Origin of the sequence: Ulvibacterium marinum, from assembly GCF_003626755.1 — a bacterium.
GTDB lineage: Bacteria > Bacteroidota > Bacteroidia > Flavobacteriales > Flavobacteriaceae > Ulvibacterium > Ulvibacterium marinum.
Genome location: NZ_RBCJ01000003.1, coordinates 596,138 through 619,774, shown reverse-complemented (window position 1 = coordinate 619,774; position 23,637 = coordinate 596,138). Strand labels below are relative to the sequence as shown.

The window sequence follows — 23,637 nt, the reverse complement described above, 5'->3', positions numbered from 1 at the left end:
TCTAAGGGAGAATGCCGAATATTCGAAAAGCTGCGTGTCTTTGTCTAGTTACGAATTTCAAATTCCGGCCTTGGCGGGGCTTTAAAACTCTTACCGTTATTTATAAGCTTTAATACCTCCTCTATACCGGCTTCCAATTGAACATCCGTTCCATTGGCCAGTTTTTGGAAATCCTCTACGACCTCTATATCTGGATCTACCCCATGACCTTCCTTAAACCAGCCACCTTTAGGATTGTACATTCTAAAGGTGGGCACGGTAATACGGCCATTATCTACCAAATTAGGAGCACCAGAGATGCCTATTAATCCACCCCAGGTCCTGGTGCCTATCAATGGCCCCAGGCCTCTCTTTTTAAAGTAATCCGGGAAGGCATCCCCACCGGATCCACTAAACCCGTTGATAAGCATTACCTTGGACCCAAAGTTACCGGAAGGAGGCCATGCCCAATCTTTTCCATCCCTTACTGCCCAAAATGCCAAAGGTTTTCTATCTAACAATTCGATGAACCTATCCGGTATTTGACCACCGCTATTAAATCGTTCATCTATAATCATGCCTTCTTTACTCATTTGTCCATAGAATTGCCGTACCAATTCATTTTGTCCATCCAATCCGGTACTCCGTACATAGATATAGCCTATCCGCCCATCAGTAGCCTTATCCACACGTTGGCGGTTATTTTCAATCCAAGCCAAATGACGCAATCTTGTTTCGGATCGCATGGTCTCTACAAGCACTTTTTTGGCATTTGAGAGCGAAGGGGCTTTGTTTACCGTCAATTGCACGGTAGCCCCGGACAATCCCTGGAAGGCAGCAGATAAGGGTTTAGTAGTGTCCAACGGAACCCCATTTACAGCTAGGATATAATCTCCTTCATTAATATCGATACCGGGTTTTGACAATGGAGATCGCACTTCAGCATCCCATGGTGCCCCGGAAATAATTTTTTTGATACGATATTCACCATTTTCTAAATGAATATCCGCCCCTAAGTAGCCCACACTTATTCTATCTGCATTATCAATATCACCCCCACCGGTATAGGTATGGGAGGCATTTAGTTCTGCAATCAGGTCACCTATAATTATATTTACATCATTGCGGGAATTGGCCTGATCCACTAATGCCCCATAACGCGTTTTCATGGCTTCCCAATCCACTCCATGCATATTGGGGTCATAGAAATAGTCACGCTCAAACCTCCAGACATCGTTAAAAATTTGTTTCCACTCTTCTTTGGGAACTACGGTCATGGTCATATCTTTAGTGGGAACAGTATCATCTACTTTTTGATCCGCATCAACGTTCAACACGGCCAATTTTTCGCCTTGAAGGACCAATACTTTTTTCCCATCGGCGGAAACCTCATAGTTGGATACATCCGATAGTATGGTCTTGACCTCCTTCTCCTCAAAGTCAAAATAATCCAACGAGGGAGACATCTCATCCGGTGAACCGGAATTGGGGTAGCGTACAAACAATAATTTATCATCAATAGTGGTTAAATCGTCCAGGTTACCCGGGGTTATATCCAACAACTCCACGCGATTTTCAAACCCGGATATTTTAATCGTAGTCTTTACTTCTTCGGATGCTCCATCATCCTTGTTCTTCTTCTTTCTTTTCGATTTGCCTTTGTCCACGATCTCATCCTCTTCTTTTTCAGGTACCTTAAAAGCATCATTTTCTACCTCCAAAAGCGAAGGGGTAGAACCATCCAAAGTACCCACCGCGATGTTGGCGGTATTGGGATAGATAAACGTATTGTCCAAGTCCGAATATACCGGTTGAAACGTTCTTGTAGTCCTAAAGAAAAGATGTTTTCCATCCTGACTGAATGTAGGGGAGCTATCGGAATAAAATCCAGAGGTAAGTTGCGATACATTCTTGGCATCTATATTGTACAGAAAAATTGCAGAAGTGGAAGGGTTATCAGTTCCTCGGCTATAGACAAGCCATTTGCTATCAGGAGACCACGAAACCCGGAAGTCCCGCAGACCACCTTCAAACATATATTTACCCTGATCGATCTTTACTACTTGGCCAGTATCAATATCCACATAGTTTATGGCCATGGACTGATCTACATAAGCTATTTTTTTACTGTCCGGGGACCAGTATATGGTATAATTGAACCCTTTTTTGAAATTGGTGATCGTCTTTGGCTTTTGATTACCTATTATATTATGTAAGGTCAATTGGTATTCCCCCGTAGCGTCGCTCCAATAGGCAAGGTACTTTCCGTCCGGTGACCAGGACGGTTTTCTTTCCGCAATTCCAGGGCTGGATGTTAAATTGGCCACAAAACCTTTTGTTGCAGGAAGGTCAAACAATTCGCCTCTGGCCTGAACCACTACCCTATTCCCATCCGGAGAAAGCGTCGCGGACTGCATAAACGAGGTGACGTTCTTTTGTTTTGCGATAAGACCTTTTTGATCTGAAATTAACTGAACGTTGACCTCGGAAACATTGCCCGAGGAAAGGTTATACAGATATAGTTTACCACCGGCTTCAAAAACGATATCAGACGGACCTACCTCTGGAAAAGTTATGTCAAAATCCTTAAAATTGGTCAGCTGTTTGTTGGCTTTACTGGCGATATCATATTGCCATAGATTGTTCCTTTTATTGGGGCCGTTGTCGGACATATAATAAATGGTTTCCCCATTCCACATAGGTAGTTCATCATTGGCATTGTTTTTAGTTACATTTTCCGTCTGAAAGGAATTCAGGTCAAAGACAAGGATATCTGGAGCGGTTCCACCTCGGTATCGTTTCCAGTTTCTGTTCACTCGAGACCTGTCCGTGTAAGCAATCTTTTGTCCATCAGGAGAAAATGAAGCATAATCACCATAGGGTATAGGGAGTTTTTTGGCTTCCCCCCCATTAATGGAAACTGTATAAAACTGATTGTAGCGTTGACGCCCGCTTTCCCTTGAGGATGAGAACAACACCGCTTCTCCACCCGGAGTCCAACCCAAGACCCTATCGAACATTCCGTGATAGGTAAGTCGCCTTGGTATTCCACCGTTTGTTTCAACAACATACACATCGCTGTTTCCATTATAATTGGCCGTATACGCAATCATGCTCCCATCCGGAGAAAATTTTGGGTAGCGCTCAATTCCTTTTGGTGAACTTAATCTACTGGCCGTACCACCCGACTTTGGAACTATCCACACATCATCACCATAAACAAAGGTAATTTGGGAGTCGGAGACATCGGGATACTGCATTAGACTTCCATTGATCTGCGCATTTATGGTTCCGTACAGAAACGAGAATGCTAAAAGTAGTGTTGTCTTCATTAAATGATCTTGGTTTTAATGTTTGTAAAAGATATTAGGTTTTCCTTTTATTTATGGTGCTCAGGTTAAATTTATAGGAATCATTTCACGAGAAAATGCTAAAAATTCCTTTATCATAATCTATTGTCCATTAACTTTTTCATTTTTTCAACAATGGTAAAGGCTGCAGGGCAAATGGCCACGTTTTTTAGGGTCAAGTGGCTAATTTGATAAAACCTTTTTCGGTCTGTATGCGGAAACTCCCTACAGGCCTTTGGCCGTACTTCATAAATGGAGCAATAATTGTCCGCTCCCAAAAAGGTACAGGGCAGCTGTCGCAATACATAATCGTTCTCCTCATCGATACGCAGGTAATCATCAATAAACTTTTGGGGCTTCAATCTTAAATACTTCGAAATCCGTACCACATCCGCATCCGTAAAAAGTGGGCCGGTCGTTTTGCAACAATTGGCGCATTGCAGACAATCGGTGTGCTCAAATTCCGATTCATGGAGTTCTCGCATTGTATAATCCAAGTTTTTGGGCGGTTTCTTTTTTAACCGGGTAAAAAACTTTGCGTTTTCACCATGTTTTTCTTTTGCCTTTTGCGGAAGCTGTTTTAATATTTCCTCCATGCCTGTTAAATCGTGCATCAAAACTAGCCAAGAAATCTATAAATGCACCATTTTTGTAGAAACTAAATCCTATTGAATGGAAGACATCTTCGGCAAAACTTTATTAGATTTTCAAATTGGACGCTATACCGAAGATATTGTTACATATTCCTCTTTAAATATTAAGGATACCTTGCCCCTGCCCTATCTCTTCAGAGACCATGACAGCATGCCCGTTCTTGAACAAAAAGCATTAGATCTTTGTTACGGCGAAGTATTGGATATAGGATGTGGTGCAGGTAGCCATAGCCTTTATTTGCAACAAAAAGGATTTAAAGTGACTGCCTTGGATCGTTCCCAAGGGGCCATTGAAACTTGTAGATTCCGGGGAATTGAACAAACGGTATGCAGCAATATTTTGGATCATACCAAAAAATATGACACCCTTTTATTGTTGATGAACGGAATTGGTATTATCGGTAAGCTTCAAAACCTAGATCGTTATTTTACACACCTGAAGTCCTTATTGAAACCTAATGGACAAATTCTATTGGATTCCAGTGACATTATTTATATGTATGATGAAGATAAAGATGGCGGCATATGGCTTCCGAACAGCAGTTCTTATTACGGGGAAGTGCAATTTACACTGGAATACAAAGGAGAAAAAGGGCTTCCCTTTTACTGGTTGTATTTGGGTTTTAACACTTTAAAAAGAGCATCTGCTATACATGGCATGGCCTGCGAACTCGTAAGTAATGGGGAACATTACGACTATTTAGCAAAATTAAATGTATTTTGACCCCTTTAGGATACAGTTGGGTACATTTTTTGCGTTATCTTGATAAATAAAAAAATTGTCATGAAAATTAATACCGTTTTGGTACTATCCGCCTTCTATCTTCTGCTTTTAGGATGTTCCAGCAGTTCGGATGATGATGGGCCCGACAATCCTCCTACCATAGATAGATCTGCCAATCTTTTGGGTACCGGTGATTCGGCAAACGACATTCTTTCCAATGATACGTTTACCAAGCTCAAAATCGAAATAGCCTACGTTATAGGGTTCAGACCTACGGCCAGGGCGATGGAGAATTTTGTGAATTTTATTCGGGCCAGAACCTTTAAACAGGACATAGAGCTTGTTTATACCCAGTTACCTTCTCCTGATGAAGAGACGTTAAGCTTGGAGGAAGTTGCGCAATTGGAAAGCGACAATAGAACGGCATACAATGAGGGTGATACTTTGGCCATTTATATTTATTTTGCCGATGCTCCGGCAGATGATGACGATGAGGAAGAAGGTCTTGTAACCCTGGGTGCCGTGTATCGCAATACCTCCATGATTATCCACGAGGCTACTGTGTGGAGTCTGGCGGCCCAAAGTATTTTCATATCCATTACCGATGTGGAAACTGCCACTTTGGAACATGAATTTGGACATTTGTTCGGTCTAGTAGACCTAGGTACGGAACCGGTTAATGATCATGAAGATCCCGATGCCGCAAACCATTGTGATGTACAAGGTTGTTTAATGCGAGCGGAACTACAATTTGGAGGCCCAAGTTCTAAAAGTGCCCTTACCGAAAAATCAGATGGATTTAAGGCTGACTGCTCCCTGAGCGGAGCAAGTGTCCTAAAATTGTTGGAGACAAAAACAGCTAGCGGTTCATCAATGATCGTTCCTAATCTTGATGCTGAATGTATTTTAGACCTACAATCCAACGGAGGGCGATAAATAAGGGTATTTTCTATTCGTAAATTTCGAAATGGAATTTTCTGTAATCTGAACTTGGCCTATGGAATGTTCAAGTATTTATGGGTTTGCAAGGAAACAATCCATTTGGGGTCTTTCATAACATAATCCACAATCAAAGGAATCATTTTTTCACGGACGCTCCATTCTGGTTGTAGGTACAGAATGCAGTTTTCGTTCACCTTTGCGGCTTCCTGCTCTGCAAAAAGAAAATCATGTTTATTGTAAACAATGACCTTAAGCTCGTGTGCTACACCATAAATTTCCGGTTTCGGCAGCTTATTTTTTTTGGGCGAAAGACAAATCCAGTCCCAAACCCCCGTTAGTGTATAGGCTCCCGAAGTTTCTATATGGATTTTTAAATTTTTGTTCTTAAGGGCACGGGTAAGTGGTGTCATATCCCAAGTTAGGGGTTCCCCACCTGTTATAACGATGGTGTCCGAATATTTGACTGCATTTTCCACTATACTTTCTACGGCTGTAGGTGGGTGCGTATCCGCGTTCCAGCTTTCCTTCACATCACACCAATGGCAACCGACATCACAGCCACCTACCCGAATAAAATAGGCAGCAGTACCTTTATGATATCCCTCCCCTTGGATAGTGTAAAACTCCTCCATTAAGGGGAGCATCAATCCCTTATCCACAAGGGTCATTACCTCATCTTTGACCATTTGGCAAAGATACACCCCTTATGTTCCAAAACACAAATTCCATACATTAAAGTTTCGCTATTCCGTAAACATGAATCGTATTGAAAAAAATGGTGCCAGTGGAGCAATGCACAATGTAATTCGATGTAACAAAACAAAGTCTGAATTGTAATTTTTCAGCTATTTACGCGTAACGGATTTACTGATCTGTTCCTAAGACAAATGGCAATAAACCCTGCAAAACCAATACCTAAACCCACAAAAATCCCTATTTTTGGGGCAAAATTAACCGAATGAGCAGCAAAGACCAATTCTTTAGCCATATCGAAAAGGGCTATACCACCAAAGGCGACTTTATCACGATGGGTGCTGCCATGTTGGAGGGAGAGGCCATAACTGGGGCACATGTTAAGGTTCCCCTAAAGACTTTGAACAGACATGGACTCATTGCCGGAGCAACAGGTACCGGAAAAACCAAGACTTTGCAGGTATTGGCCGAAAATTTATCCGACCAAGGTGTACCGGTGCTTTTGATGGATTTGAAAGGCGATCTTAGTGGTCTTGCCCAACCCAGTCCCGGACATCCCAAAATAGATGAGCGCCATGAGAAAATAGGCCTACCTTTTGAAGCGAAGCATTTTCCCGTGGAAATTCTTTCTCTTTCTGAGCAAGATGGTGTAAAACTTCGGGCCACGGTATCGGAATTTGGCCCTGTACTCTTATCTAGAATTCTAGACCTAAGCGAAACCCAGGAAGGTATTGTTTCCGTGGTATTTAAATACTGTGATGATAACAAACTACCCCTACTTGATTTAAAGGACTTTAAAAAAGTCTTACAATATGCCACCGGGGCCGGTAAAAAGGAATTTCAGGAAGAATACGGACGTATCTCCACGAGTTCTACAGGTACTATTTTAAGAAAGATCATAGAACTGGAACAACAAGGTGCCGATTTGTTTTTTGGTGAAAAATCATTTGAAGTGGACGATTTGACCCGGATTAATGATGAAGGAAGGGGTTATATCAATATCATACGACTTACGGATATCCAAGATCGGCCCAAACTTTTCTCAACTTTTATGTTGAGTTTATTGGCCGAAATCTATGCCACTTTTCCAGAACAGGGGGATAGTGACAAACCGGAGCTGATATTATTTATAGACGAGGCCCACCTGATTTTCAAAGAAGCGTCCAAAGCACTTTTAGATCAAATAGAAAGTATCGTAAAATTGATACGTTCTAAAGGTATCGGTCTTTATTTTGTAACCCAAAATCCAACCGATGTGCCCAACGAAGTTCTAGCACAATTAGGATTAAAGGTGCAGCATGCGCTTCGTGCATTTACCGCAAGGGACAGAAAAGCGATAAAGTTAACTGCGGAAAATTATCCGGAATCCGAATTTTATGACACCAAAGAGGTTTTGACCTCACTTGGAATTGGGGAGGCCCTGATATCTGCACTGGATGAAAAAGGTCGCCCTACCCCATTGGCGGCTACGTTGTTACGGGCTCCTATGAGTCGCATGGACGTGCTTACCGATAGTGAATTGGAAGATGTGATCGATAGTTCCAAACTGGTTAAGAAATACGGTGAAATCATCGATCGTGAAAGTGCCTATGAAATATTGAACGAAAAAATTGAAAAAGCGGAGGTCTTGGCGGAAAAAGAAAGAAAACAACCTACCCGCAGGCGTACTACTTCACGCAGGAGTACACGTCAAAATCCAGTTATTAAAGTACTTACCAGTGCCACTTTTATCCGTGGTGTATTGGGTGTATTGAAAAAAGTTATCCGGTAATGCGCATAGCAAACCTAAATTTTGTTGTCGTTTTGATGATTTTCGCATGGGGTTGCGAAAAAGAAAGGGACACGACCTTTTTGATAACCCAAAATAAGGTTGGCAAATTGGAGAGAGGTAGTTTGGCCAGGGATGTGGAATTGATTTTTGCAGCAGATTCCGTGGCAAAAGATACAACTATGTTAAATCTTGCGAACAAGGCACAACGGATCAGAATACTCGAAAAGGGCGGCCAACTTTTGTTAACCCTAACACCAAGTTCGGATAGTATTCCAATCATCGAAAATGTTCGTATTGAGGATCCAAGATTTCTCACCGAAAAAGGAGTAGGCATTCAAAGTACCTTTAAGGATATCAAGGAAAAGCATAAAATCAAGAAGATTATTACTTCTATGAACAATATACTCGTTCTGCTAAAGGATAGCGATGCTTACTTTACCATAAGCAAGGAAGAACTTCCTTCCAGTCTACGCTATGCATCCAGTGTTAATATAGAGGCGGTTCAAATACCGGATAAGGCCAAAATTAAATATATGATGATTGGCTGGGATTGAATGTCCAAGTTCAAATGCAAATTCAAGTTCAAACTCAGAAAATCAAATAAGGGCCAATAGTTCAACCCATTCATTCGTGGTTCAAAACACTTTAGTTGTAGATTTTCCCGACTTTTTACGATTTGCCAAAATAATATCGCTGTATTGGGTAACCCATTCTGTAAGATCTAACAATTTCTGTAGATAGGAATGCCCGAAATCGGTCAATTCATATTCAACCCGTATGGGTACTTCTGGATATAAGGTTCGGGATAAATAGCCATCAGCTTCCAAAAATTTTAATTTTTCGCTTAAAACCTTATTGGAAATTCCGTATACCTTTTTTTTAAGTTCATTAAAGCGAAGTATGGGGTAGTATCCTAAATAGAGAACGATAAGAATACTCCATTTATCCGAGGCCAAGGCCATAACATCGCGGATAGGACAATATTCCGCCGTACGTTGATCTATATGCCCAAACATTTTTTTTATTTTCTTTGCCACCCTAACCTTCTCATTCTCAGTAATAGTTTCCATATCCATACCTGGTTATTGTTTTACAACCGCTTTTTTATCGTAAAACAAATGTATATTTTAGTTTCCTTAAAAGAGTAAGTTACAAAAAGTTACTTATATAATTTTATGAAAAAGACATTTAATAAACTTCTCCCAAAGCTGTATGGCGCTTATTTTAATACGCTCTCCTTATTTTCCAAAAAAAGAGCCGCTAAAAAAGCATTTGACGTTTTCTGTACGGTTCGTAAGGGCAGGGTACTTCCACAGCAGTCCGATTATTTGGAAAAAGCAAAACACTCTATTCAGGACACCCATGGTCACCGACTACAGACCTACCATTGGCCCGGAAATGGAGAAACTATACTATTAGTTCATGGTTGGGAAAGCAATAGCTACCGCTGGCGTAATCTGATTGCCAAATTACAGGATGCAGACTGTAATATTTTCGCCTTTGACGCCCCTGCACATGGGCATTCTTCTGGAAGAATATTTTATGTGCCCCTCTATGCGGATTGTATACAGCATATGATAAACACATTTAATCCCGTTTATCTTATTGGACATTCCGTTGGAGGGATGACGATTTTATACAACCAAAGTAAATATTCCAATTTGGATATAGATAAAATAGTGACTATCGGTTCCCCTTCCGAATTTCATGAAATCCTTGCACATTATCAAAATCTTTTGAACTTCAACAACAGGGTATTAAAGGCTTTCGAGGACTATATTTTTGAACGATTCGGTTTTCATGTACATGATTTTTCTTCTTCCAAATTTGTGGAAAACAATACAAAAAGAGGTCTTTTGCTTCATGACGAGTTGGATACCCTTGCTCCTTTTCACGCCTCGGAAAAGGTTCATGCCCAATGGAAAGGAAGCCAATTTATACGGACTCGAGGCTTAGGCCATTCCATGCATCAGGTACATCTTAACGAACAAATCGTGGATTTTTTGAAGTCCTAGGAAAGGGCTACATTTATAATTCATAATCGCCACCCTATATAAGCTCAAACAGGAGGGGTTAAATTTTGATTTATGCCCAATGTAGCACCCTTTCATATTGCCATTCCCGTTCATAACCTGGAGGAATGCAGAAAATTTTATCGGGATGTTTTGAATTGTTCCGAAGGTAGGAGTAGTGACCATTGGGTAGATTTTAACCTCTTCGGTCACCAATTGGTAATCCACTACAAACCAAAATCGGAGATTGAAGACCTGCGCCACAACCCGGTAGATGGGCATGATGTACCTGTACCGCATTATGGCGTTGTTTTGCCTTGGGATACATTCCGGCCTTTTGCCGAAGAATTAAAGCGCAAGGGCGTTAAATTTATCATTGAGCCCTATATCCGTTTTAAAGGACAGCCTGGGGAACAGGCCACCATGTTCTTTTTAGATCCTGCAGGCAATGCCTTAGAATTTAAGGCCTTTAAAGACTTGGAACAATTATTTGCAAAGTGAATCCGTATTCAATACCTGTCCTATACTTTTAGGACAATTCTAAATCTGGCCTTACCCTCCTCCATGTGCTTTACAGCTTCATTTACCTGCTCCATCGGAAATTCCTCAACGGTCGGATAAATATCATGGCGTACACAAAATTCCAACATGGTTCGGGTCAAGGCGGGGCTCCCGAGCGGACTACCCCCTACTGATTTCTCTCCTCCAATAAGACTAAAGGCCGGGATGGCCATAGGCTCCAAAACAGCACCTACACTATGGAGTTTTCCCTTCGGAGCCAAAGTGGTAAGGTAAGAGTTCCAATCCAAGGTAACATTGGTAGTATTCAAGATAAAATTAAGACTACCTGCAATTTGTTCCAATTCCTTGGGATCCCTAGAATTGATAACCTGATGAGCCCCCATGGAAAGTATTTGTTCTTTTTTGTCCGAATTGGAACTAAAGGCAACAACCTCGCACCCCCAATTTCTTAAAAATTTTAGGGCCATATGCCCAAGTCCCCCAATACCGATCACTCCAACCTTATCCGTCGGTTTCACACCTGATAAAACAATGGGATTAAATACCGTAATACCCCCACAAAGTAACGGGCCCGCCTTTGACAAATCAATTCCTTTCGGGAGTAGCGTGGCCCATGACCAATGGCAACGCACATAGTCGGCAAAGCCACCATGACGACCTACAATGGTCTGCTCTGCTGTGTTACAAAGATGGTGGCTCCCATCCATACACTGATCGCAAAACATACAGGATGCCGAAAACCATCCCAATCCGACCAAATCGCCAATGTTTAAGTTTTTCACCTCATTGCCCAATTCAATGATTTCACCCACTATTTCATGCCCCGGGACAAAAGGGTATTGAGTCATCCCCCATTCGTTTTTGAGCATACTTAAATCAGAATGGCACATACCACAATAATGTACCTTAATGGCCACTTCTTCGCCTCCAAGGCCATCAAGTTGATATTGAAAAGGTTTTAGTTGTCCATTGGCCTCAGTGGCCGCATATGCATTTACGGTGGTCATTGTAGTTTGTTGTTTTAGTCAGTTTTGAAGATAAGGAATTTATGGTCAAATGCACTCATGCACTGTACTGATATTTTATGAACAATAGCAACCAAGCTATGGCTTCCCATATCTAGATTATGGGCAAAGAAATACCGGCATTTTCCAGTTTTTCAAGCCTTAAGTACCAATATCCTATTCTTTTTTATTCTTCCACTTTTCCCGTATCCAGATAAAGAGTCCGTAAATAATTCCGAATATCAATCCTTCACCCAGCTCCCTGAGGATAATGGGTTGAGTATAGTCCTTTTCCAAAATCAAGGAAATAACGGTATAAAGCAATATGGCCGCTACAACTTGGGCAATGATTCGCTTTTTCTCCATTTTAAGCTTTGATGTGATAGATTGTAGTACCACTTTCTTCCGTTTTCTTTCCGCCATTTTCCAAAATGGCCCTTTCGGAAATGGCCAAGATTCTATCTATGATGTCCGAAATATAGGTGAGATTGGGCAGGCCATCACGTGAATAGTTTATGTATTGGTTGTTAAACGGAGCGTCCCATTTTTCGTTGTAACCCATTTCATGAGTCAATTCCCTGGGAATACACCCGGCACCATTTAATACCCCAATCAAGCCAGCACAAGTGGCTCCCTGGTTGTCACAATCATATCCAGCAGAAACGGCAATACCGGTGGTCTTTATAAAATCTCCTTCCCCATACAGTATGGCCATGGCCCCACAAAGTCCATTGACCATTGCGGAGACCTCCTGATAAAATGGATTATCCACCACTTTTGGATATGCCAAGTAGTTATTCTTTATAAGCTCACGGGTAGTTTTCCAATCCGAGTTCTCCTTATGCCACCTTTTTACGTCTTGCAAACCCTTATAAAAGGGGCTATCCTTTGGAATATAGGACATGCCTATATCATATAATTTGGCAATGTCCTTCTCATAAAAAGCTGCGCTGCAAAGGGCGGCATAGAACATGGTGGGGTGTGTACCCCAATCATCACTGGTAATCCTTGCTCCCCATTCGGCACGCTCAACGGCCTTATCAGGCATTGCCGGATAAAAAGCACTCCAAATCTCATTTACCAACTGGGGGTCTATGGCATACCAGTAGGGGTTGTTCTCCTTTTTACCGGTATCCGGAGCTACCAACCCCTGGTCCATAAGGTCACGAGCTTTGCGGTTACTTACCCAAATAAAACGATTGATATGCTTTTTCCAGGCATTTGTAATTTCTTGGTAATTGATATCCAACCCGTGTTCCTCTACGGCATGTAGGGTAACGAATTCGATATCTGAGTCGTCATCGCTCCAAGCTCCTCCCAAGGCATCCGCAAAAATGTTGACATTACCACGGCGGTCGGTGTGGTTCATCTTAATGCCCGACGAATCCGTAACGTTGTAATATTTATCAATGAAAACCGGCGCAGGATCGGCACTATACACAAATTCAAATGGAAATCCCATATAGTTCCCCACCAATTGGCCCAACCAATATCCCTCTATTTTGCTTCGAAGTTCTTTTTTGGAAATGGTATGGTACTCTTGTGAAAGCCCAAGACTTGAGCCAAAGACGACTAAAAATGAAAATACTATTATTTTTTCTCTCATGTACCATTAATATTGATGAAAGGCCTGGGATACAAAATGAAGTACTTCCGGTAGGGACTCGCGCCAGTAGGTCCAGCTATGCCCGCCGTCCCGTACGCGATATTCATGTGGAATTTCCTTTTTGGTCATCGCTATATGCACCAAACTATTGCCTTCATATAAAAAATCATCATCACCACAATCAATATACCATCGGACGGATTTAACATCCTCAACGGGAACACTTTCCAATAAATTCAGGGCATTGTGTTTTTGAAAATATTCCTTGATTTCCTTATCCGAATATTTTTTGTTGCCCCGAGCGATGCGTCGCTTTAAATCTTCAATGGTCAACGGTCCCACATAAGCACTTAACGGGCAGGCTGAAGAAAACAATTCCGGATGATGCAAGGCATACATAAATGAGCCACCGCCTCCCATAGAAAGTCCGGCTACGGCGCGATAACGCTTTTCTCCCTTTATGCGATATTTCTTTTCTACGTGCGGCATCAATTCCTCAAAAAAGAAGTCCTCGTATTTCCAGTCGCCTACATTGAAATAGCCCATCTGACCGGTATCGGCATCAGGCATTACTATAATCATGGGTGTTGCCTTACCTTCCTTAATGGCCTTATCGGTTATATGAAGCACCTCACCGAATTGCACCCATCCAGTATGATTATCCGTGGCACCATGTAATAGGTAAAGTACGGGATAACTACGCTCGGAACTTTCATAATCCGGGGGCAGATACACTGCGTAGTTGCGTTCCCCGTCCAATATTTTACTGGTCAGGGTCAGGTTGTCATAGACCTTTCCCGATTGCCCAATAACGGATACACAAATTGCTAAACTGAATAGTAAAAAGAGGAGTGACTTTTTCATTTTGTATGGTCTTGGTTGAAGATTCACAATATAGTGAATATTCATGTTTACACAGGCCTATTTCACGGGTGAATCTGATCATAACCTTTAGGTAAGACAAATAGCAAGATTACCAAGAATCCATACTTCAAACTATATACTATCCTGATCCAAATTTTAGCTGGTAATCCGAAATTTCCGGAGAGTATTCGTTACCATAAATACTTTTGGGCATTCCCATGGCATAAGGTGAAGGCTGGACCCATACACTTTTGACACCCTCCAGGGATAGAGTCCCTTTTGGGTCAAGTGTCGCGAATGCATAGAGCGGATCCTTATAGGTCGCCATATTGGGCAACCATTTATATTGCTCGTACAAGGCCTTTGGATAACGTTGGGTATTTTTATATTTGTCTTCCATCCATTGGTAGGACATACTATTAATTTCCAAATAGTCTATCCCGTTTTGATGATGATGAAAATCGATGTGGTTATGGCCATTCATACAGCAGATGATTTTCTCTTTATGCGCTTCCACAATCTTTTGCAGGGCCAGCCGATTTTTTACGCCCCATTGATAATGCCAAAGACTCTGATGCGAGAATATGACCGTTGGAGCCATCGTGGCTTCCAAGTCCGCCTTTAACCACTCCATTTGCTCCTCATCGATAAAGGTCCTGTATGAATTATCCACATAAAAATTGGATTTTTCATAATCTACAAAAACTCCATCTTTATAGAGAAAGTTGGCATCCAATACAACAAAATGAAAACCATGAAAGTCATAGGAATAATACGTTTTGGGCATGTCCCAGAATTCCAACATCTCTTTTTTGGAATTTCTATCCATATCATGATTGCCCAACACATGGTATTTGGGACCTTTAAAGGTTTTCCAAATATCCATGAAATCTTGGTTTTTGTCATCGGCCATACAAAAATCCCCAAGCTGTATGATGTAATCAACCTTCCTTTTTTGTGCTTCGGATATAAATTTTTCCAGACGCTCGTCCGCATCCGGCATAAGATCCTTGTGCACATCGGCGACAATTCCAAAAACCAAGGGTTTGGTCTTATGGTTTCCCTGGCCAGAGGTGCCAAAGGATAACATCATCGAAGGCAAAACCGTTGCTGTTGTTCCCGCCCCCAATCGACCGATAAATTTTCTACGATCCATAGTCCTTCTATTTTTAATCATATTCCCTTGAACAATCCAAAAGGATTCACCACCCCGTTCCGAGAGTTTCTAAACTTGACTTTTGGAACCTAATCTACAATCTTTTCCTGAACGGACTTTTTCAATTCCGGCAACGGATCGCCCTCAAAATCCGCAGCAATACTTTTGAACGGTTCGTTCTTTAGGTAAAAAAGCGACCCTTCCAAATCCGGATACTTTTTTCTTAAGGCTTCATACTCCGGATTTACACAATGCTTACCCCATATGCCCAACATCAAAATTAGTCCTTCCTCGCTTTCCGGATATTGCCCCTTGTCATCAGTTTCTGCAATCCATGTATCCAAGACATTGGCATATTCCTGTAAAGTCTCTCGGTATTCCGTATGTCCGGCAAGATTGTAAAGTTCAAAAGGGTCTTCTTTAAGATTATACAATTCTTCAGCAGGCCTCTCATCGGACATAAAACGATCCTGTACCGAATCAAGTTTTTTATCATTGTGCAACTGATGCATTACCTGAACAAATGGAATACCGTCCACATCCATATAAGTGGGTTGGGTATAGGGCCTATCCGTCATAAAATTTCGGATATACTTAAATTTCTTAGAACGTACGGAACGAATACGGTCTATGGTAAAATCGCATCGATCCCTGGTCGAAATAACATACTTCCGTATTTCTCCACTATCGTCAAAAATATTTCTACCCTCCATATATTCGGGAATCGGAATATCCGCCAAGGCCAGAGAACTTGTTCCAAGGTCCAGGCCACTAATTAAGTTTGTATTGATACTACCCGATGGAATCTTGTCATATCGCTTTGTAAAATCCGCAATTATCAACGGAACATGCAGGCCTCCATCATACAAAAACTGTTTGTTTCTGGTCAATCGCATTCCATGATCTGAGAAAAAGAAAATAATGGTATTATCAAGCACACCGCTTTCCTTTAACTTTTGCATGACCTCACCGACTTTCTTATCGGTTATTTGAATCGCCTCTAGATGATTCGCATATTCCTCCACAATTACTGGATTATCGGGGAGGTAAGGAGGAAGCTCGATTTTTGATCTATCTATCAGGGTTTTTACGTTATCCTTAAACTCGGAAGAAAATATTTCCTTGCCCCCATACATCTGTATTTGACCAAAAAATGGCTCTTTGGTATTTAAGGTAGAAATATCCATTCGTACCCCACTTTTGCCATATAGAGGATGTATTTTATAGTCTTGGCTATATAAATCCCTTCGGTCATAGACAAAATTGTAGTCATCTTTCCCATTGTTGAATGTAAAGTACCCAGCCTTTTTAAAAAGTTCCGGTATTGTCTTTAGGCCTTTGGGTAAACTTATGGCAGATTCCTTTGTCCGTGAACTATGATGATTATGCGCACCGAAGGTTGTGGACATAACACCTGTGATAATGCTTGAACGACTAGCTGAGCACACCGGTGCCGGCATATACACATGTTGATACAAAACACCCTGCAGGGCAAGACTGTCAATATTAGGAGTGGAAACAAGCGGGTTCCCGTAACATCCCAACAAAGGGGCTGTATCCTCCAAATATATCCATAAAATGTTAGGTCGCTTTTTGGGTTTTTCTTCCTGCTTTTTCTCAACGCAGGAGTTCATGCCAAAAACTATCCATACCAGAATGCCTAAAAAAAATAGTTTTTGTCCTTTTTTAAAAATCATGCAGGATGTGTTCATATTTAATTGAATAACAGTAAACCATTGAAGGATTTTATCCTTTTATTCCCTATTGGTACTCGTTTATTTCTCCGCATATATTCTTCTTACTTTACGCAACAATGCTTCATACATTCCTTCTCTTTTTTCCTCCAACGTACCTTTGGCATAGGCATCCACCTTGGTATGATTTTCCCAAGTTAGGCATGGATCATTATAATTCCATGTAATGGAACCGTGATCATCCGTGTAATAGTTAGGTCTTTCAACTGGAAAAGGTTTTACAAATTTTCCGGCCCAGCTGCCAGAGGTAGGATCGGCCAAAGGATTGTCCGGATCTAGGACATATAAAACGGATGGGGTATCCCCCACGCGGAAGTATTGGGCCCAGTCGTGATTTTTGACCACTTCCTTAATATGCGTTCCCAGGGCTCCATACTTTGATAATCTTTGAAACATCTGCTCTGGCTGCTTTCCGGTGAACATTCCGGCAAAGGTCCAATTGATTTCCAGCCACCACATCGTATCAAATCTGGAGTCATTGTAAATTTTGTTCCTTCCAAAGCCGTTCCAATTCAATTGCTTACAAGGAGCCGATCTTTCCCAACTTGGGGGCATTTCCGGAATATGCTGCTCCAACATCAATCCGGTACCTATGGTTATCAATCGTATGTTCTTTGCCAAATGGGGGTTCTGTTCAAGTGCCTTATAAAAAACTTCCATATTGCCCCAAACCAAAACATAAAGCGGATTGTCCTCTATGGAGGCGGCTTTTGAAAAAAGCTGTACGGCATCCAAAGTATCTTTGGCGATTTTATTTTGAATGTATTTGGTATCAGGATATCCCAAATCCTTGAATCCATAGGTTTCATAATCCTTTTTATAGGCTTCAAGTACCATTTCACAAGCCTCATAACCTTTGGCATTCCATCGGTCAGGCACAATCCCTTCTATTTTTAATTCATCCGCATACCATAAGAGATGGACTAAGGATTGCCTGTCATCCGGATCACCCGAATCGATATTGATATCCGTAAATACGAATACTCTGGGGCTAGAATCTTCTTTTTCCTTTAATGAAAGCATCAAAGTGCCCATCAGAACCACTACTATCAATACTATCCTTTTCATTTTCCTTCTCCTGAAATATTTTGAATTCTTTTTATGAGTATCTAAGTTTTACTTTGCAATGGCCCTTACCGCCATATAGGGTCTTTGTTGGGGAAGAGGGATTTCCACAGTGCCGCTGTATTCGTCTTCTAGTTTTTCTACGGTCATGTTCCAGGCATCAATAATCTCGACACTATACTTTTTATCCTTTGCAAGCTTCAACCGTGCACTGGCTTGTTGACTATTTCCATAATAGAACAAAAAATAGTCTTGTTCCTTGTACAGGTAGGTTTCTTTATTCCATTGCGTATGTATGGGTGTTAATCCTTTTTCCGGGGCCGCTTTCATGATTTGCGCCAGAAACCGCAATCTTTTAGGGCTCTTCCCATACAATTTACCTCCCTTGGCCCACCAAAGAATATTCTCCGGATGTACATAGGTTTCCCCATGTGAGGCATATCCCCCACGGCAATATATGGTCCAGAATCGGTTTACGGTTTCCTCCGGAGTCAGATTTCCCCAGTCAAAAGGAACATTGCCTTCATAGACAAATTCATCATTGACAACGGGTTTATGATAGGTCTCCCGCCAAGTTTGAGTTTTCTCCAAATATGGAGTCTGCACACTTAAATGGGTTATCCAAGGATTGGAATGATTGTACCAGGACTTGCCATTGTGAATGGATTTTAGATGTTGGTATGGGTCGTTGGCAACAAGCTCCTTAAAATAAGTTTCCCATTCCGATTCCGGTTTGTGCATTACATCATATTCATTGGCCATACTCCACCAAACATTTCGATACGATGCCAATCTTGCGACCAGATATTTTAAATAGAACACATTTTCCTCTACGGTACCCTTGCTAAAACCCCAACTATCTTTATCGTAAGGGTGAAAAATGATAATATCGGCCTCTACGCTCCGCTTCCTAAGTTCCCCGACCTGTTTTTCTAGATGCCTAAAAAACTCCACATTAAATCGCGTCCGATCCCAACCTGATTCCAATGAACCTTCAAAAGGATATAGATCCGGTTCATTCGAAACATATCTACCATAATATTTGGGCATAACCGTCATCCGAATTTTATTAAAGGCCTCCTGCTCCAAGGTGTTCAACGTTTCCTTTATCCGTTCTTCCTTTTGGTGGACCCAGGCATAGGCCGTAGTGCCCAACACGTAAAAGGGGGCGCCATCCGCATATTTAAAATGAAAGGTATCCCGTACGGAAACAGGGCCGTGGTTGTTCGGTGTTGCCGGGGTACATCGAAACTTTCCCGTTTTACCGTTCATTTCAGGAGAATTACTTTTTATTACATACGTCCATTTTCCAACATGTTCCGGCATAAATCGGATTTTATAGGTCTGATCGCCATCATAAAATCCATCTACATGGTAACGAAAGTTTTTAAATTGAAATTCGGCCTGTACCCAAATCTCGGTAAAAGGGTTTTCTGTCTTCGGGCCTTTTAGTTCTATTTCAAATATGTCCCATCGTTCCGTGGCGGAAACCGTAATAGAGACGAACAACAGCATAATGCCTAAAAATGGTTTCATAAATTTTTGTTTTTTACAGGCAAGGACATTGTAAATCATGGCATTTATCCCAATTGCAAACCTCGCCTTCGCACCCAAAAAAATGCGAATATCATATTGGGCATCCAACACAACCATGCTACGATGCGATAGGCCATCGTGAAATCGTGAAAAATAATGGTCAGTAAAGGCAACCAGATCCTAAGGGTTACAGCTGCAAAGCAAGCGGCATAACTATATATCATAAACCCTTGGTGTAATTGCAAATCCCTTTTGCGAACCGCAAGATAGGCCCTGCTTGTAAAAAAGAGCCAAAGAACGCCTAAACTCATAAAACCGAGTGTGGAGATAATTCCACCTGTTGCGTACAAGGCGATATAGATAGCACAAACCCCACTAATAAGAGCGGAAATGATATATATTTTACCAATGGTGCGGTGTCTTTTTAGGTTTGCTTTTCTCCACTTTTTATTGAATTGTACCCACCCTACCAATAGGGCCAGGCCCCCGAATAGAATGTGGCCGTAGAATCCGATGTTCCAAAATAAGTTGGAAAGTAGCGCATCTTCCTTAGAAGCCAATAACCCAAAATCCCTATCGATAAAAAAATAAAGCGCCGGATAGAGCCCGATAACAACCGCCAAAATGGCGAATACCGCCCATGCTACTTTGTTCGTGGTATTCATTTATATTTTATTTATAGCGCCAACTGGTCAGATCTGCACCTTTGGGTGCACTTTCCGCAATGCGTTTCATAATTTTAGGTACATACATGCTGTTATATCGCAAACGAGATATATGATTGGGTTGTTCCAGGTCTCCGTTCCAACAATGTTCTGCACGGTCTCCGTATAGTACCTCACCCTCGTAATAGGGGCTGGTTGTACTCTCCAGAAAATCCTCCATTAAGTAGACGGCATTGTTTAAATAGTAGTTATCCATATCTCCACAGTAAATATGGATCTTGCCCTTTAGACGCTCTCCCAATTTATCCCAATCCCGCTCTAAAATATGGCGCAGATCGTAGTTTTCCTTCCAGTATTCCGCTACCTTATGATCTATGTCACCAGTCATTTTATCCCATAAACGAACCGGGTAGCCATCCTCTCCTTGTGGGGAATAGGTGGCCTCCCAAATATCCCACTGCTGACCGGAGCGGCTTTTATCCCCCAGAACCAGTTCAAAACGATTGTATTCCCTAATCGTGGTCTGTACATGTCCTAGATAATTTCGGTGTCCTGGTACTTCCAACGGCTTATGGTCGCTTTCATAAAAATAGGCATTCTTGTCATTATAAATATCGGTAAGACAATAGGCCCTAAAATCAATGGGGTCCGGGCAAGCAGCAAAGCAACCGTTATATTCCTCTGGATACTTAACTTGTACCGCCAGGGCTTCCCATCCTCCTGTAGATCCGCCATATAAAAAGCGTGACCAACCTTCCCCTATTCCCCTGAATGTCTCCTCGAGGTACGGAATCAACTCATAGGTGATGGCATCCCCATAAGGCCCCTGATTTGCTGAGTTCACAGCATAGGAGTCATCATAGTATGGGGTAGGGTGTTGGATTTCAATAATAAGAAACCTAGGGTAATCAGGTTCATTCCAACGTTTATAAAAGTCATAGGCCTCCTGTTCCTGAACTATATTGTAGCCTTCTACATCAAATCTTTCCGAGTACTCGGGTTCCATATTTGGTTCAGGAGGGGTGGTTCGGAATCCACCGAAATCACTTGGAAAATGTCCGTGGAAAATCATCAATGGATATTTGGCCTCGGGGTGTTCCTTAAACCCTTTGGGCAAAAGTACGTGGGCCCCCAGGTACATATCCCTCCCCCAGAATTCGGAAAGTTTTTCGGACTTGATTTTTACATGTTTTATCCATTCCGTATCCTCTGGTTCCTCAATTGGAGGAATCACCTGATCCATAACTACGTTTATGTTTTCAGCACCCTCCTCGGTAATGGTAATTTTAAAAGGTTTGCTATACAAATTTCCCGGCGATTTGTTCCACTGTTGCCCCTCGCCCTTATCCATAGGCAGTTTTACTGTGTGACCTGTAGACAGCTCAAAAGTTTCATAGATGTGTAAAAGTGCTTGAACATGATATTCCCCGGGCGGAACATCGGCCAAGCTGGTGTATGGAAAACCAAAGACATTGGCATCGAACTTCTGTATCTTGCCAGCCTTCATCCCTTCGACGTTCATTCCAAAAATGATTTGAGTATCAAGGCCTGTATTAATCTGAAAACGGGGTTCGTCTCCATCCTTGTCGGACAGCATTAAAAGAAGCCTTCCATCCAGTTCACCTTTATCCAAAATCTCAGAAAAAGATACATTTATAGTCATTTGTGATTTTTTTTCTAATTCCGACCGACAACCTGTTAATATACTAAGTAAGGTGATAGAAAAAAAGAGATGTCTTTGCATAAACTCGAATTTAGCTGGTTTTTAAGTAGTATGATAATTAATGTTCCACCTTTACTAGTATTCTTTTGTATCCGGTTAATGGAATGTCACCATCATCCACTACCCTTAAAACAATAGGAATGGATGTACCTTTGGCCTTCTTGGGAACATTGACCGCAACCCTTGAATTGTTCGTGTCTTCAATAATGGCATTATTCGCCTCCAAAAAAGTTCCTGGTACTGGATAGACCATCCAATTAAAGCTAAGGTTGTCCCCATCCGGATCTGTGGAATTTGAGGCGTCCAAAGTAATTGTGTTTCCCGCTTCTACGGGAATTTCTACATATGCGTCATCTGGATTACCGGATATTACAGGAATTGGGGCATGGTTTACCCTATCTTGATCCTCGGACCCCCAATGTGCCCTAGCGGCAAAATCATTCTGAAAATCGTTCCGCCATCGAAATACGGTTGCCATGGACGACATTCTCCAAGCCTCTTTGTCCTTGTCAAAATATTTGTCCTGCACATCCCTAAAAAAGTTTGGGCGTTCTTGTTTAAAACGACCTCCCCATCCTCCCCAATGCGGATAATCCGGAAAGTTTAGCCCATTGGAAAGAAAATACAACCAAGAGGGAGAATCTCCTTCTTTTAGGGCCATGTGTGGGTTGAATTTTTCACCTCCGGTATAGGCTTCATCGGGATACTCGCTGGCCAAGGGATTTTTTCCAATTATATTTTCATTAAGCCATTCCCGTGATGTTGAAGAGATATCTCCTCCTAGAAACATTCCTCTATAGGATGACGCCCATTTATCCCCAGATGGGTCAAGTGCCAATATCAGCCAAAGCTCCGGAAATTCTCGAATAATCCATTCATTGGATGAATCTTGCTTCCCAATAAAATAGACCCTTAACTTTTTAACGAATGTTGCCAATTCTTCCCTAGAACTTGTTTCCTTTACCTTCCACAACGCTTGGGCCAAATCGCAAGCTCCGCCCCATACGGCAACATTTATAGGTCCGCTAGATTGCTTGACCGATTCAATGATCCAATCGGAGCCTTCCGTATCATGGCCCGGGCCCACATAATCGGTTACTGGTATTTTTACACCATTTTTATTACTCCCCTTTTTTACAAGCGAATGCAGATAATCCGCAGTGGGATAATGAGGGGAATGTAATTTTAACCTGTCCTGTATCAATGCGTATTTTGAGATCAGGTTATATAGTATATCATCCCGAACCAAAGGAGGTTCATGGTCGTAGTTTGAATCGGCATTGGCTATGAACCCTACGAAATCAAACTCATTGGCATAGTGTAAAAGCCGTACAAAAGACTGCTGGTCATCAGGATCTTGACCAATATCCGTGGTGACCATTAACTTAGGTCTTTGCGCATACAGTTGTGAAACTGACAAAAAAAAGATACTAATCATTAGCCAAAAAGCACTGTTTTTTAAACTTGAAAAAATAGACTTTACATCACTATTTAATGCGACCTTTTTTTTTATCAAGCCAAAACACAATTTTATCATGGTATACTTTACAGAATATCGAATTCCCTGGTTAAAAACTCAGTATTCAATTCCCACAAAAGGTACTCATTTCCCATTAAC

The 23,637-nt window shown here is 41.6% G+C and carries 21 protein-coding genes; 6 read left to right on the top strand and 15 right to left on the bottom strand.

Features of this window, described 5'->3' with window-relative positions; all coding sequences use genetic code 11:
- Nucleotides 1-44: 44 nt before the first annotated feature.
- Nucleotides 45-3,311, bottom strand: coding sequence for a S41 family peptidase (locus D7Z94_RS15745; protein ID WP_120712541.1), 3,267 nt, complete (start codon nucleotides 3,309-3,311; stop codon nucleotides 45-47).
- Between the two features lie 113 nt (nucleotides 3,312-3,424).
- Nucleotides 3,425-3,925 (bottom strand): YkgJ family cysteine cluster protein, encoded by a 501-nt coding sequence (locus D7Z94_RS15740; RefSeq protein WP_120713164.1) that lies wholly within the window; start codon nucleotides 3,923-3,925, stop codon nucleotides 3,425-3,427.
- Nucleotides 3,926-4,001: 76 nt separating this feature from the next.
- Here D7Z94_RS15740 and D7Z94_RS15735 point away from each other — a divergent pair, with 76 nt between their 5' ends.
- Both D7Z94_RS15735 and D7Z94_RS15730 read left to right on the top strand, forming a co-directional pair.
- The gene (locus D7Z94_RS15735) at nucleotides 4,002-4,706 is read left to right on the top strand and encodes a class I SAM-dependent methyltransferase (RefSeq protein WP_120712540.1); all 705 of its coding nucleotides are present in this window, start codon (nucleotides 4,002-4,004) and stop codon (nucleotides 4,704-4,706) included.
- 60 nt (nucleotides 4,707-4,766) lie between these two features.
- Nucleotides 4,767-5,642 (top strand): hypothetical protein, encoded by an 876-nt coding sequence (locus D7Z94_RS15730; protein ID WP_120712539.1) that lies wholly within the window; start codon nucleotides 4,767-4,769, stop codon nucleotides 5,640-5,642.
- Nucleotides 5,643-5,701: 59 nt separating this feature from the next.
- Here D7Z94_RS15730 and D7Z94_RS15725 read toward each other — a convergent pair whose 3' ends face one another.
- Nucleotides 5,702-6,334 (bottom strand): 7-carboxy-7-deazaguanine synthase QueE, encoded by a 633-nt coding sequence (locus D7Z94_RS15725; protein WP_120712538.1) that lies wholly within the window; start codon nucleotides 6,332-6,334, stop codon nucleotides 5,702-5,704.
- 272 nt (nucleotides 6,335-6,606) lie between these two features.
- Here D7Z94_RS15725 and D7Z94_RS15720 point away from each other — a divergent pair, with 272 nt between their 5' ends.
- Nucleotides 6,607-8,112, top strand: coding sequence for a helicase HerA-like domain-containing protein (locus D7Z94_RS15720; protein ID WP_120712537.1), 1,506 nt, complete (start codon nucleotides 6,607-6,609; stop codon nucleotides 8,110-8,112).
- Nucleotides 8,112-8,666 carry a hypothetical protein gene (locus tag D7Z94_RS15715; RefSeq protein WP_245967220.1) on the top strand — a complete coding sequence of 185 codons (555 nt, stop codon included), beginning with the start codon at nucleotides 8,112-8,114 and terminating at the stop codon, nucleotides 8,664-8,666. The genes D7Z94_RS15720 and D7Z94_RS15715 overlap by 1 nt, the downstream gene beginning before the upstream one ends.
- An 81-nt stretch (nucleotides 8,667-8,747) precedes the next feature.
- Here the strand turns inward: D7Z94_RS15715 and D7Z94_RS15710 are convergent, their stop codons facing one another.
- Entirely contained in the window at nucleotides 8,748-9,182 is a 435-nt protein-coding gene (locus D7Z94_RS15710) for a winged helix-turn-helix transcriptional regulator (RefSeq protein WP_245967219.1), read from the bottom strand.
- A gap of 105 nt (nucleotides 9,183-9,287) precedes the next feature.
- On the opposite strand from D7Z94_RS15710, the gene D7Z94_RS15705 reads away from it, so the two are divergent.
- Entirely contained in the window at nucleotides 9,288-10,127 is an 840-nt protein-coding gene (locus D7Z94_RS15705; RefSeq protein ID WP_120712535.1) for an alpha/beta fold hydrolase, read from the top strand.
- A gap of 72 nt (nucleotides 10,128-10,199) precedes the next feature.
- On the top strand, nucleotides 10,200-10,625 hold the full coding sequence (locus D7Z94_RS15700) for a VOC family protein (protein ID WP_120712534.1): 426 nt from the start codon (nucleotides 10,200-10,202) through the stop codon (nucleotides 10,623-10,625).
- A 20-nt stretch (nucleotides 10,626-10,645) separates the two neighbouring features.
- Here D7Z94_RS15700 and ahr read toward each other — a convergent pair whose 3' ends face one another.
- From ahr to D7Z94_RS15645, 11 genes are all read right to left on the bottom strand, one after another.
- Nucleotides 10,646-11,653, bottom strand: a complete 1,008-nt coding sequence (gene ahr, locus D7Z94_RS15695) for an NADPH-dependent aldehyde reductase Ahr (RefSeq protein WP_120712533.1) — start codon at nucleotides 11,651-11,653, stop codon at nucleotides 10,646-10,648.
- Between the two features lie 174 nt (nucleotides 11,654-11,827).
- Nucleotides 11,828-12,016: a hypothetical protein gene (locus tag D7Z94_RS15690; RefSeq protein ID WP_120712532.1), complete on the bottom strand. Its 189-nt coding sequence runs from the start codon at nucleotides 12,014-12,016 to the stop codon at nucleotides 11,828-11,830.
- A 1-nt stretch (nucleotide 12,017) separates the two neighbouring features.
- Complete coding sequence (locus D7Z94_RS15685) at nucleotides 12,018-13,256, bottom strand: ADP-ribosylglycohydrolase family protein (RefSeq protein ID WP_120712531.1); 1,239 nt, start codon at nucleotides 13,254-13,256, stop codon at nucleotides 12,018-12,020.
- A gap of 6 nt (nucleotides 13,257-13,262) precedes the next feature.
- Nucleotides 13,263-14,120 (bottom strand): alpha/beta hydrolase, encoded by an 858-nt coding sequence (locus D7Z94_RS15680; protein WP_120712530.1) that lies wholly within the window; start codon nucleotides 14,118-14,120, stop codon nucleotides 13,263-13,265.
- A 139-nt stretch (nucleotides 14,121-14,259) separates the two neighbouring features.
- The gene (locus D7Z94_RS15675) at nucleotides 14,260-15,276 is read right to left on the bottom strand and encodes a metallophosphoesterase family protein (RefSeq protein ID WP_120713162.1); all 1,017 of its coding nucleotides are present in this window, start codon (nucleotides 15,274-15,276) and stop codon (nucleotides 14,260-14,262) included.
- An 89-nt stretch (nucleotides 15,277-15,365) separates the two neighbouring features.
- Entirely contained in the window at nucleotides 15,366-16,973 is a 1,608-nt protein-coding gene (locus D7Z94_RS15670; protein WP_120712529.1) for a sulfatase family protein, read from the bottom strand.
- Between the two features lie 78 nt (nucleotides 16,974-17,051).
- Nucleotides 17,052-18,098: a nucleoside hydrolase-like domain-containing protein gene (locus D7Z94_RS15665; RefSeq protein WP_120712528.1), complete on the bottom strand. Its 1,047-nt coding sequence runs from the start codon at nucleotides 18,096-18,098 to the stop codon at nucleotides 17,052-17,054.
- A 48-nt stretch (nucleotides 18,099-18,146) separates the two neighbouring features.
- Entirely contained in the window at nucleotides 18,147-19,631 is a 1,485-nt protein-coding gene (locus D7Z94_RS15660; RefSeq protein WP_211341794.1) for a DUF5060 domain-containing protein, read from the bottom strand.
- A 44-nt stretch (nucleotides 19,632-19,675) separates the two neighbouring features.
- Nucleotides 19,676-20,296 (bottom strand): DUF2306 domain-containing protein, encoded by a 621-nt coding sequence (locus D7Z94_RS15655; RefSeq protein ID WP_120712527.1) that lies wholly within the window; start codon nucleotides 20,294-20,296, stop codon nucleotides 19,676-19,678.
- 7 nt (nucleotides 20,297-20,303) lie between these two features.
- Nucleotides 20,304-21,959: an alpha/beta hydrolase-fold protein gene (locus D7Z94_RS15650; RefSeq protein ID WP_245967218.1), complete on the bottom strand. Its 1,656-nt coding sequence runs from the start codon at nucleotides 21,957-21,959 to the stop codon at nucleotides 20,304-20,306.
- A gap of 118 nt (nucleotides 21,960-22,077) precedes the next feature.
- Entirely contained in the window at nucleotides 22,078-23,400 is a 1,323-nt protein-coding gene (locus D7Z94_RS15645; RefSeq protein ID WP_158594652.1) for a nucleoside hydrolase-like domain-containing protein, read from the bottom strand.
- Nucleotides 23,401-23,637: the final 237 nt, after the last annotated feature.

Coding starts and splice junctions, on each gene's coding strand:
- D7Z94_RS15700 (WP_120712534.1), top strand. CDS start 10,200: ATGCCCAATGTAGCACCCTTTCATATTGCCATTCCCGTTCATAACCTG.
- D7Z94_RS15730 (WP_120712539.1), top strand. CDS start 4,767: ATGAAAATTAATACCGTTTTGGTACTATCCGCCTTCTATCTTCTGCTT.
- D7Z94_RS15720 (WP_120712537.1), top strand. CDS start 6,607: ATGAGCAGCAAAGACCAATTCTTTAGCCATATCGAAAAGGGCTATACC.
- D7Z94_RS15715 (WP_245967220.1), top strand. CDS start 8,112: ATGCGCATAGCAAACCTAAATTTTGTTGTCGTTTTGATGATTTTCGCA.
- D7Z94_RS15665 (WP_120712528.1), bottom strand. CDS start 18,098: ATGAAAAGGATAGTATTGATAGTAGTGGTTCTGATGGGCACTTTGATG.
- D7Z94_RS15705 (WP_120712535.1), top strand. CDS start 9,288: ATGAAAAAGACATTTAATAAACTTCTCCCAAAGCTGTATGGCGCTTAT.
- D7Z94_RS15745 (WP_120712541.1), bottom strand. CDS start 3,311: ATGAAGACAACACTACTTTTAGCATTCTCGTTTCTGTACGGAACCATA.
- ahr (WP_120712533.1), bottom strand. CDS start 11,653: ATGACCACCGTAAATGCATATGCGGCCACTGAGGCCAATGGACAACTA.
- D7Z94_RS15655 (WP_120712527.1), bottom strand. CDS start 20,296: ATGAATACCACGAACAAAGTAGCATGGGCGGTATTCGCCATTTTGGCG.
- D7Z94_RS15680 (WP_120712530.1), bottom strand. CDS start 14,120: ATGAAAAAGTCACTCCTCTTTTTACTATTCAGTTTAGCAATTTGTGTA.
- D7Z94_RS15645 (WP_158594652.1), bottom strand. CDS start 23,400: ATGGTCACCACGGATATTGGTCAAGATCCTGATGACCAGCAGTCTTTT.
- D7Z94_RS15735 (WP_120712540.1), top strand. CDS start 4,002: ATGGAAGACATCTTCGGCAAAACTTTATTAGATTTTCAAATTGGACGC.
- D7Z94_RS15710 (WP_245967219.1), bottom strand. CDS start 9,182: ATGGAAACTATTACTGAGAATGAGAAGGTTAGGGTGGCAAAGAAAATA.
- D7Z94_RS15740 (WP_120713164.1), bottom strand. CDS start 3,925: ATGGAGGAAATATTAAAACAGCTTCCGCAAAAGGCAAAAGAAAAACAT.
- D7Z94_RS15690 (WP_120712532.1), bottom strand. CDS start 12,016: ATGGAGAAAAAGCGAATCATTGCCCAAGTTGTAGCGGCCATATTGCTT.
- D7Z94_RS15660 (WP_211341794.1), bottom strand. CDS start 19,631: ATGAAACCATTTTTAGGCATTATGCTGTTGTTCGTCTCTATTACGGTT.
- D7Z94_RS15650 (WP_245967218.1), bottom strand. CDS start 21,959: ATGACTATAAATGTATCTTTTTCTGAGATTTTGGATAAAGGTGAACTG.
- D7Z94_RS15670 (WP_120712529.1), bottom strand. CDS start 16,973: ATGATTTTTAAAAAAGGACAAAAACTATTTTTTTTAGGCATTCTGGTA.
- D7Z94_RS15675 (WP_120713162.1), bottom strand. CDS start 15,276: ATGGATCGTAGAAAATTTATCGGTCGATTGGGGGCGGGAACAACAGCA.
- D7Z94_RS15725 (WP_120712538.1), bottom strand. CDS start 6,334: ATGGTCAAAGATGAGGTAATGACCCTTGTGGATAAGGGATTGATGCTC.
- D7Z94_RS15685 (WP_120712531.1), bottom strand. CDS start 13,256: ATGAGAGAAAAAATAATAGTATTTTCATTTTTAGTCGTCTTTGGCTCA.